Annotated in this window: 10 protein-coding genes and 3 pseudogenes; 6 read left to right on the forward strand and 7 right to left on the reverse strand. The window is 58.3% G+C overall.

Translation table 11 applies throughout. From position 1 onward, the window contains the following. Window positions 1-476 precede the first annotated feature (476 nt). Complete coding sequence (locus tag ABIA42_RS01480; protein WP_370143734.1) at window positions 477-2,930, forward strand: CoA transferase; 2,454 nt, start codon at window positions 477-479, stop codon at window positions 2,928-2,930. A gap of 150 nt (window positions 2,931-3,080) precedes the next feature. Here the strand turns inward: ABIA42_RS01480 and ABIA42_RS01485 are convergent. The 6 genes and pseudogenes from ABIA42_RS01485 to aepX form a co-directional block, all read right to left on the reverse strand. Next, window positions 3,081-3,382: pseudogene (locus ABIA42_RS01485) on the reverse strand (integrase core domain-containing protein); the annotation flags it as partial. Window positions 3,383-3,639: 257 nt separating this feature from the next. Next, complete coding sequence (locus ABIA42_RS01490; RefSeq protein ID WP_038937011.1) at window positions 3,640-4,068, reverse strand: hypothetical protein; 429 nt, start codon at window positions 4,066-4,068, stop codon at window positions 3,640-3,642. 358 nt (window positions 4,069-4,426) lie between these two features. Next, on the reverse strand, window positions 4,427-4,939 hold the full coding sequence (locus ABIA42_RS01495; RefSeq protein ID WP_370115743.1) for a hypothetical protein: 513 nt from the start codon (window positions 4,937-4,939) through the stop codon (window positions 4,427-4,429). Between the two features lie 110 nt (window positions 4,940-5,049). Then, entirely contained in the window at window positions 5,050-5,844 is a 795-nt protein-coding gene (locus ABIA42_RS01500) for a phosphocholine cytidylyltransferase family protein (RefSeq protein WP_370115741.1), read from the reverse strand. A gap of 46 nt (window positions 5,845-5,890) precedes the next feature. After that, on the reverse strand, window positions 5,891-7,081 hold the full coding sequence (locus ABIA42_RS01505) for a pyridoxal phosphate-dependent aminotransferase (RefSeq protein ID WP_370115740.1): 1,191 nt from the start codon (window positions 7,079-7,081) through the stop codon (window positions 5,891-5,893). Between the two features lie 58 nt (window positions 7,082-7,139). After that, on the reverse strand, window positions 7,140-8,045 hold the full coding sequence (gene aepX / locus ABIA42_RS01510) for a phosphoenolpyruvate mutase (protein ID WP_370123673.1): 906 nt from the start codon (window positions 8,043-8,045) through the stop codon (window positions 7,140-7,142). Window positions 8,046-8,993: 948 nt separating this feature from the next. On the opposite strand from aepX, the pseudogene ABIA42_RS01515 reads away from it, so the two are divergent. Both ABIA42_RS01515 and ABIA42_RS01520 read left to right on the forward strand, forming a co-directional pair. Then, window positions 8,994-9,164: pseudogene (locus tag ABIA42_RS01515) on the forward strand (transcriptional regulator domain-containing protein); the annotation flags it as partial. A gap of 388 nt (window positions 9,165-9,552) precedes the next feature. Next, window positions 9,553-9,801 (forward strand): hypothetical protein, encoded by a 249-nt coding sequence (locus ABIA42_RS01520; protein ID WP_368731219.1) that lies wholly within the window; start codon window positions 9,553-9,555, stop codon window positions 9,799-9,801. Between the two features lie 95 nt (window positions 9,802-9,896). On the opposite strand, the gene ABIA42_RS01525 is transcribed toward ABIA42_RS01520, so the two are convergent. Beyond that, complete coding sequence (locus ABIA42_RS01525; RefSeq protein WP_370115738.1) at window positions 9,897-10,202, reverse strand: hypothetical protein; 306 nt, start codon at window positions 10,200-10,202, stop codon at window positions 9,897-9,899. On the opposite strand from ABIA42_RS01525, the gene ABIA42_RS01530 reads away from it, so the two are divergent. The 3 genes and pseudogenes from ABIA42_RS01530 to ABIA42_RS01540 all read left to right on the forward strand — a co-directional run bounded on the left by ABIA42_RS01530 (window position 10,195) and on the right by ABIA42_RS01540 (window position 14,639). Next, window positions 10,195-11,529 (forward strand): IS5 family transposase, encoded by a 1,335-nt coding sequence (locus ABIA42_RS01530; protein WP_370115736.1) that lies wholly within the window; start codon window positions 10,195-10,197, stop codon window positions 11,527-11,529. The genes ABIA42_RS01525 and ABIA42_RS01530 overlap by 8 nt on opposite strands. A gap of 1,224 nt (window positions 11,530-12,753) precedes the next feature. Next, window positions 12,754-12,960, forward strand: a pseudogene (locus tag ABIA42_RS01535) (hypothetical protein); the annotation flags it as partial. Window positions 12,961-13,067: 107 nt separating this feature from the next. Next, window positions 13,068-14,639, forward strand: coding sequence for a porin (locus tag ABIA42_RS01540; RefSeq protein ID WP_370115734.1), 1,572 nt, complete (start codon window positions 13,068-13,070; stop codon window positions 14,637-14,639). The last annotated feature ends 182 nt before the right edge of the window (window positions 14,640-14,821 follow it).

Below are 14,821 nucleotides of genomic sequence, written 5' to 3' on the forward strand. Positions count from 1 at the left end.
AGGATCCCCGCACTCTGAGAAAAGTGACGTGAAATCTCTTAGGATGAGAGGCCGCCAGTTCTCAGACGATGTAGATAAGCGGGCCAGAGGAGGCAGCGTCTCCCAAAGGACTGCGCACATCTCAGGCCCTGCCTATTCGACTTGGTAGCTGCACATCCAGGTCGTGCAGACTAGTTTGCTTTGGCGAGGACCACGCGACGTTCTCGAGCATGTGGTCTCCGAGCGTTAAGTCGGTGTTTCTTCTAGACAGCTGGAACTTGCCTCCGTTCTCTTGAGCACGATCATGCGAACCGAACGTTGTGGGAATACTCCTAGCTACGGCGCGGTGTCGCTGCGATCGTCTCCGCGAGACCATGGGTACCAGCACAAAAGCCCCTGTATAGGGGCCCTCGAGACGCGCCATTGTAGGTCAAAGAGATAAATTCCGGGACCGCGATCTCTGCAGTTTCGGCGTCTCGGGTAGCATGGGAGCCGCCATGGGCGTGTTGTCGGATTTTCGTGTCCTCGAGATTGGGAGCTCAGCCGCAACCAGCTATTGTGGACGGTTGTTGGCGGATTTCGGCGCAGATGTGCAGAAACTTGAGCCCCCAGCAGGAGACCCCCTTCGCAATAGTGCGCCATTTACGCCCGGCGGTCATAGCGCGTGGTTCGCATTTCTGAATTTCAATAAGTCAAGCATCATCATTGATGCAAATGAGTTGGACGCGACAGAACGGTTGACCGCGTTGATCGAAGACTGCGACATTCTGGTGGATGGCCGAGATGTCGATCCTGCCGGTTGCCCCCCAATTGACGTGGTTGGCATCCGGCAGCGCTGCCCAGGTTTGATCTACCTCAGCGCGAGCTGGTTCGGCGGCAAAGGGCCTTATGCCGGCTACGCAGCAACCGATTCGACTGTCCGAGCGCTGGCAGGTCTTGTTAAGCTAGTCGGCCCGGCCGAAGGCCCGCCATCGCACGCGCCGGATTTCCAGACGGGCATTCTGGCCGGTCTCTGGGGCTTCATCGCCGCGGCTTCTTCGGCGTTTGCGCGAATGCAGCGCGGATCAGGGCGGTCGTGGTCGCTCAGTATCCTCGAATCAAGCGTCGCGCTTTGCGACTATGTCATGTTCGAGCAGGTTTTGACCGGCGACATGATGCGCCGGATTGGCAACAATCGCTTTTGGCCCACCTTTCCGGCCGGAATTTACGAAACCAAGAACGGTTTACTGGGGGTTACGACAGGTACGCCAGCGCAATGGCGAGCGTTTTGCGACATGCTCGGCCTCTCCGAATTGGGTGACGATTTGGGGCTGGCACACAGCGCTGATCGTCTGCGCCACGTGGAGCGGCTTGAACGACAATTTGTTCCACTCCTAAGAACGAGGACAGCGCAGGACTGGTTTGCGGAGGGACTGAAGCGGAAAATTCCCATCGTTCCGGTACCGGAAATAGCGGATCTGCTTGAGGACCCGGAGAAGAGAAAGCGGGGCGCAATCGTGCCGATCCTGTTTGGCCGAGAGGAGGCTCTTGCGCCCGGATCGATGCAACGCTTGACGTTGACGCCGCCCCGCCGAGGGGGAAGGGTGCCGGCTTGTGGCGAACAGCAGGATACACCTTCCTCCTGCAAGCGGTTGAGCCGCATGGCCTCGGCGCTGGTCGGTCCCAGCGGGTCCGACACGCTGCCTTTGCAGGGGATTCGTGTCATCGACTTCTCGATGGGGTGGGCGGGGCCACTGTGTACACGTATTCTGGCTGACCTCGGAGCGGACGTGATCAAGATCGAAGCCATCCAGTATCCGGACTGGTGGCGCGGCGTTGACCGAAGATCTGTTTATGTCGACGCGCACATGTACGAAAAGGCGCCGGTGTTCTGTGTGATGAATCGCAACAAGCGCGGTATCACACTCGACCTGACGCGGAGCGAAGGATGCGCTCTCGCCAAGCGGCTCTTGGCGGGAGCCGATATCGTTGTCGATAACTATTCGGTCGACGTATTGCCCAAGCTCGGGCTTGGCTATGACATGCTTAGAACGCTCAACCCTCGGCTCGTCATGATGTCAATGTCTGGCTTCGGGGCCAACAGCGCTCATCGCAATTGCCGGGCTTACGGCTCTACGCTCGAACAGGGCTCTGGCTTGCCGAGGGTGGTGGGAAAGTCAGACGGCCCCCCAGTGATGAGCCACATCGCCTTTGGCGATGCCGTCGGGGGATTGAATGGCTGCGCTGCTGTTCTGGTTGCACTGGTTCACGCCCGTACAAATGGAGAAGGCCAGTTCATTGATCTTGCGCAGATCGAGTGCATGATGCCGTTCGCGGCGCCATGGATCATTGTCCAATCGACTAGTCGTAAGCCACCTCGAAAGTATGGCAATCGACATCCGCAATTCGTACCACATGGCTGCTTCCGATGTGCGGGTGAAGATAACTGGATCATGATCGCTGTGACCAGCGCAGATATGTGGCGGAACCTTGCCGTAGTCATTGGTCGACCTGACTGGGCCATAGACGCTTCACTGATGTCCGCGGAAGCGCGACGCGACATCGAAGATGTGATTGAGGCTAGCATCGAAGCATGGACGTCGACCCGCGATGCAGATCAGGCTATGGCTGAGTTGCAAGCAGCAAATGTAGCTGCCGGCGTTGCCCGCCTGCCGATTGACCTACTCAAAGATCGACATCTCCGCTCGCGCGCGTTTATGCAGGAAGTGGAACGCGCCTTCGTTGGGTTGCACCCGCAGCCCTCGATGCCAATTCGCGAAGGAGAAAGACCGTATCCGATCCGAGCAGCGGCGCCGACGCTCGGGGAACATAACAGAGAGATACTATCGGGACTTTTGGGACTGTCGGATGCCGAAATCGCGCAATTGACGAGCGCGGGAATCATCGGCACGAAAATGCTCTCCGAAGACGACCTCGCAAGAACAAAGAGAAAGCGCAGTGCATCAGGGTGATAAACCTGAATTTCGCCCAGGTTGGAAGAAGAAATCCAGGGGATCATAGAGCCACGTTCGAGCTGCCATGTCGAAGCCTGGAAGTGGAATGCCGGTCGGCTGATGATCAACTGAACCGCTCCGGGTTTGCCGGAGGCCGTTTGGTTTAAGTTATGCCGCCATGTCGGGTTGTTCCAGCATGGCGTAGCAGCGTTGCTCGGCTTCGGCCGGCGGTATGTTGCCGATGGGCTCCAGGAGCCTTCGGTTGTTGAACCAATCGACCATTCCAGGGTGGTGAACTCGACAGCCTCGAAGCTGCGCCATGGCCCACGCCGATGGATCACCTCGGCCTTGTAGAGGCCGTTGATGGTTTCGGCGAGAGCATTGTCATAGGAATCTCCAACGCTGCCGACGGAGGGCTCCACGCCTGCTTCAGCCAGGCGCTCGGTATATTTGATCGAGACGTATTGGGCGGATTCAAGCGGTCGTCGCAACACCAAGAAGTTGGAGGTTGCGATGAAAGTTGTAAGTCGACGTTCGCCGCGGTCAGGACGGGCGCCATCGCCATCGCCAGGCCGGCCGTCTGCGACGGGACGCGATGAACAGAATAGATTTTGGAAGGCGATTGCCACAGGGCAGAGCAGCGAAGATGCTGCGCTTGAGGCCGGACTATCGCAACCTGTCGGAAGCAGATTGTTCCGAAAGGCAGGCGGCATGCCACCAGCGATGTTTAGATCTTCGGGCAAGCCTCTCTCCGGGCGCTACCTTTCATTGGCTGAACGTGAGGAAATCGCGCGAGAGGGACGGCTGCGCTCAATGGCAAAACGGACGCTGAATCCATGCGGCCGAGCAGGCAGATCATCGCGGCGCTTCCGTCCAATGCCTCTGCAAGCCGTTCTACAGTGGCAACACTCACAATCTCGCCGCCTGCGATACGGATTGCCTGTTCATAGGAGAACCGTTGGTCAGAGGGGATCAATTCCTTGTTGGGTAGCACCGATGTTTCCGGCAATCGCAACATCAATTCAGGATTGTTTCCGGCGATGCACGCCGCTGTGGCTAGCGCCAGTGTCGCCGCAGTGCCGGCGGTAATCACACCCCATTCGGCGCCCGTGAGTTCAGCGAGCCGTCGACCTGCAGCCTCAGCCAATTCATCCATATCGACGAAAGCCTCTGCAGCCGCGTGACTTCTTCACTCGGATTGCTTGCTCCAAATAATGTGCGCACACCGGTGCATTGAATGAACGGCTCGACGCCGATTTCCCGAAAGATCCAGCCTCGCTCGTGCTCTCGTTGACGCAGATCGGGTCGCTGCAAGAGTTCAGGCCGGATGGTCATGCCAGCCACCTCGATGCAGGTACGATGAACGCCCCGACAATAAGTATCTCACGACCAAGTACGTGATGCCGAGCTGTTTCGGAGCTCAGAGAGGTACAACGTTCAGGCAAGCGGCTACGGACCCGAATATAGCAGGTCGTCCGGCCAGGAACCCTACCAGCTGCTCGGATCATGCCCGCCTACACGTGGCTCGACAATCTGCCCATGACTAAGGCGGCCGAAGACACCACGACGAAGATGCTGATTGCCGCATACATTGCCGGGCTGGGTGACGGCACGCGAATAGACGCCACGTGGGCGGCGGCAAGCAGCAGGAAACAGACGTTGACGAACCACTCAAATAGTTCGGCTCCAATGAACGGTTGTAAAAGGAACAAGAGAGCCAGTAGCGGCACGTCGTACGACAAAGGCACACCCAAGAAGCGCCCGTCGGATGATCGGCCGAAATTTGCAAAATAGCTAAGCCTGATGGCCCCCGCCACGAGCAGAGCAGTGGCCGTCGCAAGGGAAAGAATGGAGGCGTGGCTGAGCTGAATCACAATTGCCGTGGGCAAGACGGCTCCATAGATAATGTCCCCGAACCCGTCCAGGCTCTTGCCCATTTTTGCAGCGTCCGGGTCACGGTTCGGCGTCCGGTTGGCCACGATTCCGTCGATGTGATCTGCCAGGACAGCCCAAAGAGCCACTGCCACTGATAGCTCAAGCTCTCCGGATAGAGCGAGGAATAGACTAGCGGAAGAAAAACAAGCCCCACGCAGTGATGGCATTTGCGGGATCCAAAAGGTATCTTAGCATTGGCACCTCACTGATCCCGTTGGTCATACGATTGGCGAGCGGCATGCGCTCGTGAGAAAATGCGCTCTGCGAGATGCAGATCTTCGGCGGTATCGATTTCGCACCACCTGAGACGATCGCATCGCGCGGCTGCAAGCTGCAGGCCACGCCTCTCCACCAAATAGCCAAGAAGCTCCTCGGTGTAGGCCTGCCTGGCTCCGGACCCGATAACATCGTCCAGTGCTGGAACGATCGTTGCCTTGAGGGTCGAGCCTGAAAATCGTAGCAGGTTCATAGTTTTGAAAAGCTGCGGGCCGGCTGTGATGATGTTGGCCGCCGTTTGCTTCATGCGGAAAGCTGTGATGAAGCCGTCATCAGACAAAAGAGCTGCAGACCCTTCCATCGATTTTTCGAAGGGAGCTACTGCTGCCACATCGCTCGCTGGACCGCTCAGGCGGCGCAATGCATCTTGCTCGAAGAAAACGTCTCCCTCGAGGAGGAGGCAGTCTCCCGAAAGCAGTACCTCACGCGCCAACCACAGGGAATAAGCGCTCCCGGTGCGATCGAAAACCGTCGATTCGACATAGTTGATCTCAACCCCGCCGAAGCGGCTGCCGCAGGCATACTGGATGGCGTCCTTGCGGTAGCCCACGACAACCGTCACCTCACCGACGCCGATGGCCTCCAGATTCCGCAGGGCGTTGTGCAGGATCGGCATGCCGTTAACCTCGACCAGTGGTTTTGGCCGCAGATCCGTCAGCGGCCGCAGGCGCGAGCCGAGGCCGGCTGCAAGCACGATAGCGCGGCAAGGAACTTCAGCCATAGTGCTAACCTTCCGCAACGCTAAGCATGCCGAACCCACCAGGACTTCAATGCCACGTGTTTAGAGTTGCGGACAAACGCCGCAAGCCCTTGTCGAGCGAGCCAAGGTCAATTCCATAGGAGAGCCGGACCCCGTCTGAATCGCCAAAGATCGTGCCCGAAGCTGCCGCGACACCAGCGTCCATCAGCAATACGTCAACGACGTCATCGGCGTTGAATTCGGGGCCTGGTCCCTTGGTGCTTTGCCGCCACCCTTTGATATCTAGATAGAAGTGGAATCCGCCTTGAGCTGCAGGTTGCGGGATCGACTTCAGGGTCGAAAGAACCGAGAGCCCAAGCGTTCGCGCCTCGCTGACCTGACGTTGAAGTTTTTGTTGGAAGACGTCATCACCCGAATCCAAATGATGGAGCAGTGCATGTTGGGAAAGAACATCTGGGTTGCAGGCCGTATCGCGTTGTAGCGCCAGCGCGGCGCTTATAACGCATTTGGGGCCGGCGAGATAACCAATCTGCCAGCCGCTCAGGGCGAGGGATTTGGAGAACGAATTAACGATTAGCGTGCGACGACGCGCCGCAGGAGCGACCGACACAATCGGATGATGGGTGTGTGGAGCATGGGCGAAAGCCCCATAGCATTCATCGAACACAATCCAGAGATCCCGCTCAGCCGCAAGCTGCGCAATTTCAGTAAGAGTTTCGCGGTCGTAAATCGTGCCTGTCGGATTGTTCGGGGTGTTGACAACGATCGCTTTAGTCCTTGACGTAACTGCCGCAGCGAGATCTGAAGGCTTCGGCACGTAATTGTTGTCCCTGGTCTCGATGAAAATCGGAACTCCGCCTGCCAAGAGAACCTGCGCGGGGAAAGAAGTCCAATGCGGAACGGGGATGAGCACCTCATCTTTCGGATTCAGAAGCACCATAGCTGCGCTGAAGAGAGCGTGGCTGGAGCCGTTCGTAACTGCGACTTCATCCATTGACCAGGGTTGACCAGTCTCGGAGGAAATTCTGCGAGCGATCGCCTCTCGGAGCTCCGTCGGGGCGCCTGTCTCAGTGTCGCGGTTGATACTGCGATTGATCGCGATGATGGTGCCCTCGCGCACCATCGGCGGTAGATCACTCCGGATCTCTTCAGCGGTCAGATCGATGATCTGCTCGGCGCTCAAGATAGCCGCTTTGGCCGCGGTCCATGCCGCAGCTCTGTCCGAGTGTTTGAACAGGGCTGTTCGCTCCGCCAGCATGTGCGCTCTCCTTTAACCCGGCATGTCACGATTGGCGCTGCGAGGCGAACCTTTCATGTCAGCCCCCTACAAAATCGATGCCGCCGTCTGAATGAAAAGCCCCGCATCGCTGCCCAGGCAGATATCGAGCTTCCGCTCGTGCCAATTCGTCATATCTTAGCAATTCAAAGACCTCATCAAGGGTCGCGATACCAGGCTCAATGCTCGCAGTGTTTTCCTCGGTCATAATACGACGACAGACTTGCCCCATTGCTGCCATTGCCGCTCGCATCGAGTGATTGGCCCAGATCACTGTGGAGATGCGAGCTTCGCGATACACAGAGGCTGGTGTTCGATAATATTTCGTGGGAACGATCACGAGAGGCAACTTGTTCTGCCAAGCGCGTGCGAACGCAACGATCTCATCTGCGGCATTCCTTCGCGAGTGAATGAGGATCGCGTCGGCTCCGGCGTCCGCGTAAGCGTGAGCGCGCATAATGGCCTGGTCCATCCCTTTACCACCAATCAGTGCCTCGATGCGGGCCACAAGAACGAAGTCTTCGGCCAATGCATCCTTCACCGCGCGCAGACGGCCGGAGAATTCGTTGACTTCGGCGAGCGGATGTCGATCGCCAACAAACGAATTCATCTTGGGAAAGCAGCTGTCCTCCAGCGCGACACCGGCTGCACCCCGTTGATGGAGTTTGCGTGCCAGCAGACGAGCATTGTTGAAGTTACCGAAGCCTCCATCACCGTCGACGAGGACAGGCAGTCGGCTCGAGTCCACGATCCGCTCGACTACGTCGGCGAGTTGGCTCCAGGACGCTTCGTTCGCGTCACGGTAACCGAGCGAGCACGCGATCGACAGACCAGATGCCCAGAGCCCTTTGAAGCCCGCGCGCTCGGCGATCGCGGCGGAGAGGCCGTCATGTGCTTCCATAAGGAACGAGAGTTGGCTGCTGGAGCAGACCTCGGCCCGCAACATTTCTGCAACTGAAGAATCAGCGGAATGATCTGGACGATTGGCGAGAACTGATTGGGATTGATCTTGCATGCCAAATTCCTCGCTTGATCGGCCGACGTTCGTGCAGTGAAGATGACATCCATCTGTCATGTGAATCAATTGCGAGGTTTGGTAGTTGACTGGACCCTAGATCGTTGCGTCAAATCCGCAGGAACTTGGCTGAGACGGAGGGGGCATGTTCCGCCGCTGCATGTGTGCGCAATAGTGTCACTTGCGCGTCCTGGACCAATGCTTTGCCGCGGCGCCTGCCACGATGGTCTTGCTGGTTACACATTCGGATACGCAGCATCAAATCCAATCCAGGCCGCCCTTCGCTGGTGACCAGATGTGTGCTTCGGTGTCATCCGTGAGCGGGCGTGTTAAAGCCATCATCCGTCGATCGGGCGGTTATCGAGGCACAAGGGCGCCCATCACGAGCTGGAAGCAGTGATCAAGAATCGTCGCAGGCGTCGCTGGCGCCTGGTCGACTAGCATTCCGTCCCAGTTTACGCTTCGGCATAACCGATTAACCTCGGACTGAGGCTTAGGGGAGCCATACCAGTCCGGAGCTCGGTTGGGCGGAAACGAAAGCAAGAATGCCCAGTGTCGGTTCGCGGACAGTTGGGGATCGCGTGGTGCGCGAGGCACGGCCAATGCCTCATTTCCTCGTATTCGCGCACCACCAGCCTGTTGGTAGGGCACGCCGAAGTAATCGCGATCGCCCGCACCGAATTGCCGAGAAGGAAGAGTGACAGTTCCGAAGCCGAGGTGGGTCCTTTTCAAATCGCTGAAGTTGATTGTTCCATCGCCAAAACGCATCAATCTTGAACGGTTTGTGGCTGTGCAGCCATAAATCGTCACGACCGCGCAGTTTCTTTTGCACGTGCATTCGGACATGCGGGGAAATAGTGCCATGCTGCCGACTGGAGATCAAAGTGCGCATACCACGAAGTCAAGCGGGCAGAAGCGGCCGACATAGCGTGGGAGTGGCTACGCCGCGACCACGACTATCAAAAAGACTTCAGGACTCTGCACAGGAGCAAACGGTCCAGCACGACGGACCACTTCCGGCGTAACTGGGGACTGACGTTTTCCGGCTGATCCGGAAGACTTTCGACAAACAGGCTGTTTTCTGGTCGCCTGAGGCGCCGTCGAGCGTGCTGATCGTCCACACGGCGGTCGGCTCGATGGTGTCTAAGCCGTGTATACCTTGATTTCGCCGACCTGACAGGCAGCGAGTTGCGTGAAGCACCGGCCGGATGGCATGCTGTCGTGCCACTCGGTGGAGCGAAGCATCGGCTTTGGCTAACAGAACTCCCGCCGAGTGGAACAATGATCGTGTTCGACTTGCCGCTCGACCGCAACTTCGCCATCCGTTTACAAGCTGCACATCGTTTCGGGTTGGCACTCGAACAGCGTCCCGTTGGATCGTCCCCTCTTAGTCGATCAATCGGAACGCGACACCCGGCACATTCTCGCTTTGCGTGCAGTGGATGGGTGGCTGGAAGGCAACAGCCATCGCAACATCGCGGTAGGCATTTTTTGGCAAAGCTCGCATTACCGAGGCGGGAAAACACACGATCTGCGCAGCCGGTCCATTCGCCTGGTTAAGGTGGGGCTGCGCCTCATGCGGGCGGTTATCGTGAGTTGCTCCGTTACAAGAGCAAAGACAAGCACACGAATCCTGAGCGCTAGTCCAAATCACGCGTGCACGTCGGTTCAATCGAATCAAAGTTGAAGAGCTCTCGACATCAATAGTAAGTCGGATCGTAAAACATGAGCTGACAGCTAAGTGATCAATGGTTGCCCGTCAGCCTGCCGTACCATGAAGGCTCATGTCGTGAAGCTGTTCCGGTCGGCGGCTACAGGCTGTGGAAGAAGGCAGTTAATCGCCGAAAGATCAGCGATTGGGTTGTTTGCGTTCGGTGCGGATGCGTGCTGATGCAGCAAGGCGACACCGTCGTTCGTGAAGAATGCAGATCGGCCTGAGAGATAGGCAGAAGTTGTCTCGATAAAGTATTCGATTTTGCAGGAAAGCCGGGTGTCGGGCCGCGCATTCTTGCGTTTTGGGATTTTGCTTTCGCGCGATTCGTGATTCCCTGACCGCGGGTCATCGGCATTGGGAACGGCGATGAGCAAACCGCGGGACGATCGCCAGAAGGACCTGTTGCTTCCGGCGCTTGATCAAATCCTCGACATGGGCCACCCGCTGGTGCGGTTGGCGGCGCTGATCGACTGGAAGTTTCTGGATGACCGCTTTGGTTCGGTGTGCCAGGCCGGTCCGGGGCAGCCAGGCCTGCCGACGCGGCTTGTCGCCGGCCTGTTCATCCTGAAGCACATGCACAATCTGTCAGATGAGGCGCTGTGCGCCCGGTGGATTGAGAATCCCTACTACCAATACTTCTGTGGCGAGTTGAGCTTCTGCCACCGTTTGCCGTTCGATCGATCGTCGATGACACGCTGGCGCCAGCGGCTCGGCGAGGAGCAACTCGTCGCGCTCATCCAGGAAAGTCTGTCGGTGGCGCACAAGACTGGCGCCATCGGCCCTAAGGACCTGGAGCGGGTGGTGGTCGATACCACGGTGCAGCCCAAGGCAGTTGCGCACCCGACCGACGCGCGGCTGATGCATCGGGCCATCATCAAGCTCGTCGGGCTCGCCAAGCGCAACCGTGTGCCGCTGCGCCAGAGCTATCTGCGCCTGGCCAAGCGCGCCGCCATCATGGTCGGCCGCTATACCCACGCCCACCAGTTCAAACGCGCCCGGCGCCAGCTCAAGTTCCTGCGGACACGGCTTGGCCGGATCATCCGCGACATCCGCCGCAAGATTGATGGCGATGCGGTGCTGGAAGCTCGCTTCGGCCCGCTGCTCGGTTTAGCGCAGCAGGTGCGCAGCCAGGATCAGCATCAGCGCGGCCCCAAGGTCTATGCATTACATGCGCCGGAGGTCGAGTGCATCGGCAAAGGCAAAGCCCGCGCGCCTTACGAGTTCGGCTGCAAGATCAGTATCGCCACCCCCGTGACGTCTCCGAAGGGCGGACAGTTCGTGCTCCATGCCAAAGCGCTGCACGGCAATCCCTTCGACGGCCACACGCTCGGCCCCGTGATCGCCGACATGGAGAAGCTGACCGGCGTGGAGGCTCGTCGCATCCACGTCGACAAAGGGTACCGCGGTCACAACCACCCGCATCGGTTCAGGGTCTGGATCTCTGGTCAGGTTCGTCGCGTCACGGCTTCCATCCGTCGCGAGATGAAGCGTCGCGCGGCTGTCGAGCCCGTCATCGGCCACATCAAGGCCGAGCACCGCATGGATCGAAACTATCTCAAGGGACGCCTCGGCGACCGCATCAACGCCGTCCTCGCCGCTGCCGGCTACAACTTCGGCCTGCTCCTACGATGGCTCGCAGAGCTTTTGCGCGTCATCATCCGGGCGTTGGCTGAAACCGTCCTGCCACAAAAGATCGCTTAAATCAGCGCTCGTCCGCGTTCTTCACGGCGGACGACACCACGCCGGCCAGGCGCCGGTGCAGACTGCCGCGCGACGATAGATCAACGTTCATCGCTCGACAAATGATGTGCTTCTGTCATCTCGATCAATTGCTCGAAATGGTAGGTGACACTAAGAGAAAAGCGGGATCTCCGGGTCGGGAGTTGAGCCGGCGAAGCCGATCTGCGCTTTAGCTCAACACCGTGGTGATGTGCGGAAGGGTTCGAGAGCAAAGCATCGGGGCCGTCCTGAAAGCTCTTCTGATAATACTATACGAGTTCGCCCGTAGCGGAGCGCATGACGCCGCGGAGCGTCCTACTGTTCGGGCTGTGGCGTCCGAAAATCGAGTTCAATTGCACGCGTTACCTCGATGATGCACTCCGGATGGCCGCCGTTCTCGAAGAGAGCATATCTCAGAGCTTGGGTGCGGCTGATAAAGAAGCCGCCAAACGCGCCCCGTCGTTCGCAGGCGACCCAGTTACCGGCCCGATCTCGGCCAACGAGAACAATCCGTGGGGCGGAGTCACGCGAACGGGGCTCACCAGGCGACTTATACTGCGCATGATGGAATGACATCAAGGATCATCTTCGTGGCGGCCGCATAGGCTAATGCGGTTAGGTCGTGCCAAGCACAGCTGGTGTAGGGTACCTGAATTGCGAACCGGGTTCTCCTATCAGTTCTAGCAACGGGAGAGTCGCGGTAATGCGTAGCCATAGCGCGCTGACGGTCAAAGCGGCGCATGGCCGATTGTTGGTCCGCAGGATGTTGGTGTCGCAACGGCGAACGTGGCGATTGATGCGAAAAACTTCGCTTTGTCCCGGTCTCCTGTAGGCGTTTGGCGGTCTCTATTGATTGACTAAAGAGATCCTTTCTCGAATGCGGCAAAATACTGGTGTTGCGTTATGGAAATCGTCCGTCGTGGGTGCTGCCTTCGTTGCACTGCGCGCCCCCGTGGAAGGACACCTTAAACGCGGACAGGATCATCGATTTTCCGGATTCGGCTGGCGTCAGCTAGGCAGGTGCATAAGCCGAATGAGACCCGGACTCAGGTCCTTCCTAGAACGTCCGTTCTCAAGAAGGGCCCGTCCCCGCTTTGGATCGCGCCGCCGATACGATCAGCCCTGTCGGCTGAGCGTCGATACGGCGGTCATATCGACTGCTGCGACAGAACTGCGCCTTAATTCCATCAGTGGCAATTCGCTGAGCTCGCCGAATTGAAGCAGCAGAGCCCGGAGCTTCGAATCCTGATTTCGCTGGGCGGTTGGAGCAGATCGGACTGTTTCTCGGCGCCGCTGCCATACCAGGCGCGCACGCGGTTCGCACAGTCAGTCCTTGAGACGTTCTTTCGGCGACCATCCGCGAAGGCAGCCATTTGGATGGCCATCAAACCACTGATTATAACCTACCTATAAGCATCATCGAATTGGAGGGTTCGATCGCATTATTCGATGCGTGTCACCGAACGGTTGTTCCCCGACGCTACTTGGGCGGGCCACAAAGGCTGGCAAGGAGAGAGGCAATGACGTTCGGGCGTAAGTATTCTCATTCTAACTACAGGACTGCGTTAGGTATTCTCAGCTTTGCCGCAGGATTGGCGGAGTGGAGCGGCACACAAGCGGCGGACCTGCCGCTGAGGGACAAAACGGTCGCGTACGTGAAGGTCTGCTCGTTATATGGCGCTGGCTTCTATTACATTCCAGGCACGGACACCTGCGTCAAACTCGGCGGTTACCTGCGCACTGACTTGGTCGTGAATAGCAACAGTGATTTCGATCCGGCTTACAATGGAGTGGCGGGCGCCCGGACGCGCCTCAGTAATGCCTATACGTCGCGCTCCCGAGGAGATTTGAATATCGATACACGAACGGCGACCGAATATGGCACGCTTCGCACTTTCTTCGAGACAGGGCTAACCTGGACGGATGGAACCTACAGCGGCGCCGGAACGGGTGCGACCGTTTACGCGTCGATCGGCGGTGTTCAGGGGCCAAACAACGCCAGCCCAGGTGGCATCGCCGCCGGTACCCTCGGCGTCTACTCAGCCTTCATTCAGTTCGCCGGGTTCACCGTGGGAAAGGCGATCTCGCAGTTCTCGGTGCCTTGGACGAACTATCCCGCGAACAATTACGATGATCTGCCAGGCGGCACCGGATGGGTCACAGGCGTCAACCAGTTCACTTATACAGCAGATTTCGGCCAAGGCATTACCGCGTCTTTCTCGGCTCAGGATCAAGTCGCTCATGCCACAACTAGCGTCTGGAACGTGACCGCTGCGACCTCAGCTGGGCTCGCGACGGGTGCGTATGGTGGCAACGACATCGGCGGTGCGGCCGCCCCAGACTTCATTGCCATGCTGCGCGTGGATCAGGCCTGGGGACTGTTCCAGGCGTCCGTTGCGGCACATGACAACCATGCTGCTTACAACGGTGCCGACGAAACGACCGGCCATCCCGCTGACAAATGGGGGTGGGCCGCTCAGTTGGCCCTCTCGATCAAGAACATCCCGACCGGGCCAGGTGACACAATCAACATGTCTGGCGTGTATACTAAGGGTGCGAGCCGCTACGACTTCAACGAGAATATGGCGACCACCTACGCGATGTACGGCGGCACAGCTATGGCCGGCGCCTATCAAAGCCTGGGTCTTGCCGGTCTGTCTGATTCTGTCTTTGTGGCCGGCACTAAACATGAGTTGACCACGACTTACGGCTTCCGAGCTGGTTACACCCACAATTGGAATGCATATTGGAATACCGGGATCTATGGCGGCTGGGCAGCTGTTCGATACAACCATACGGCCAAAGCCTATATCTGCGGAGCCTTTGTTGCAGGCCTCTCGCTATCCAGCGGCCTTGCGGGCTGTAACCCGGATTTCAACTACGGAGCCCTTGGCCTCATCACACGCTGGACGCCGATCAAGAATTTAACCTTCTCGGCCGACCTAGCTTACACGATGCTCGATCAGAAGTACGCGACCGGCAGTGTGGTAACACTGCCGCTGCAATCAACCATCGCCAAGCCGATCGCTCTATACGAGCTGAAGGATCAGGGCACACTGACCTTGCTGCTCCGGGCGCAGCGCAACTGGTGATGTTCTGTGGAGCGTCGCCTTTCGGGGAGGGCAGAGATGCTCGGTAAATCCAAAGCGCACGGCATATGAAGGTCTGTGTTGGTGAGCAGAATCCGATCGGCTCCCGGCCAAACGGAGCTTTTTCGGGGGTTGCTCACCGGCCGTGAGAGCCGACACCACGTGACGGTTCATCCTTGGGCATA

Origin of the sequence: Bradyrhizobium sp. USDA 327 (assembly GCF_041262065.1) — a bacterium.
GTDB lineage: Bacteria > Pseudomonadota > Alphaproteobacteria > Rhizobiales > Xanthobacteraceae > Bradyrhizobium > Bradyrhizobium liaoningense.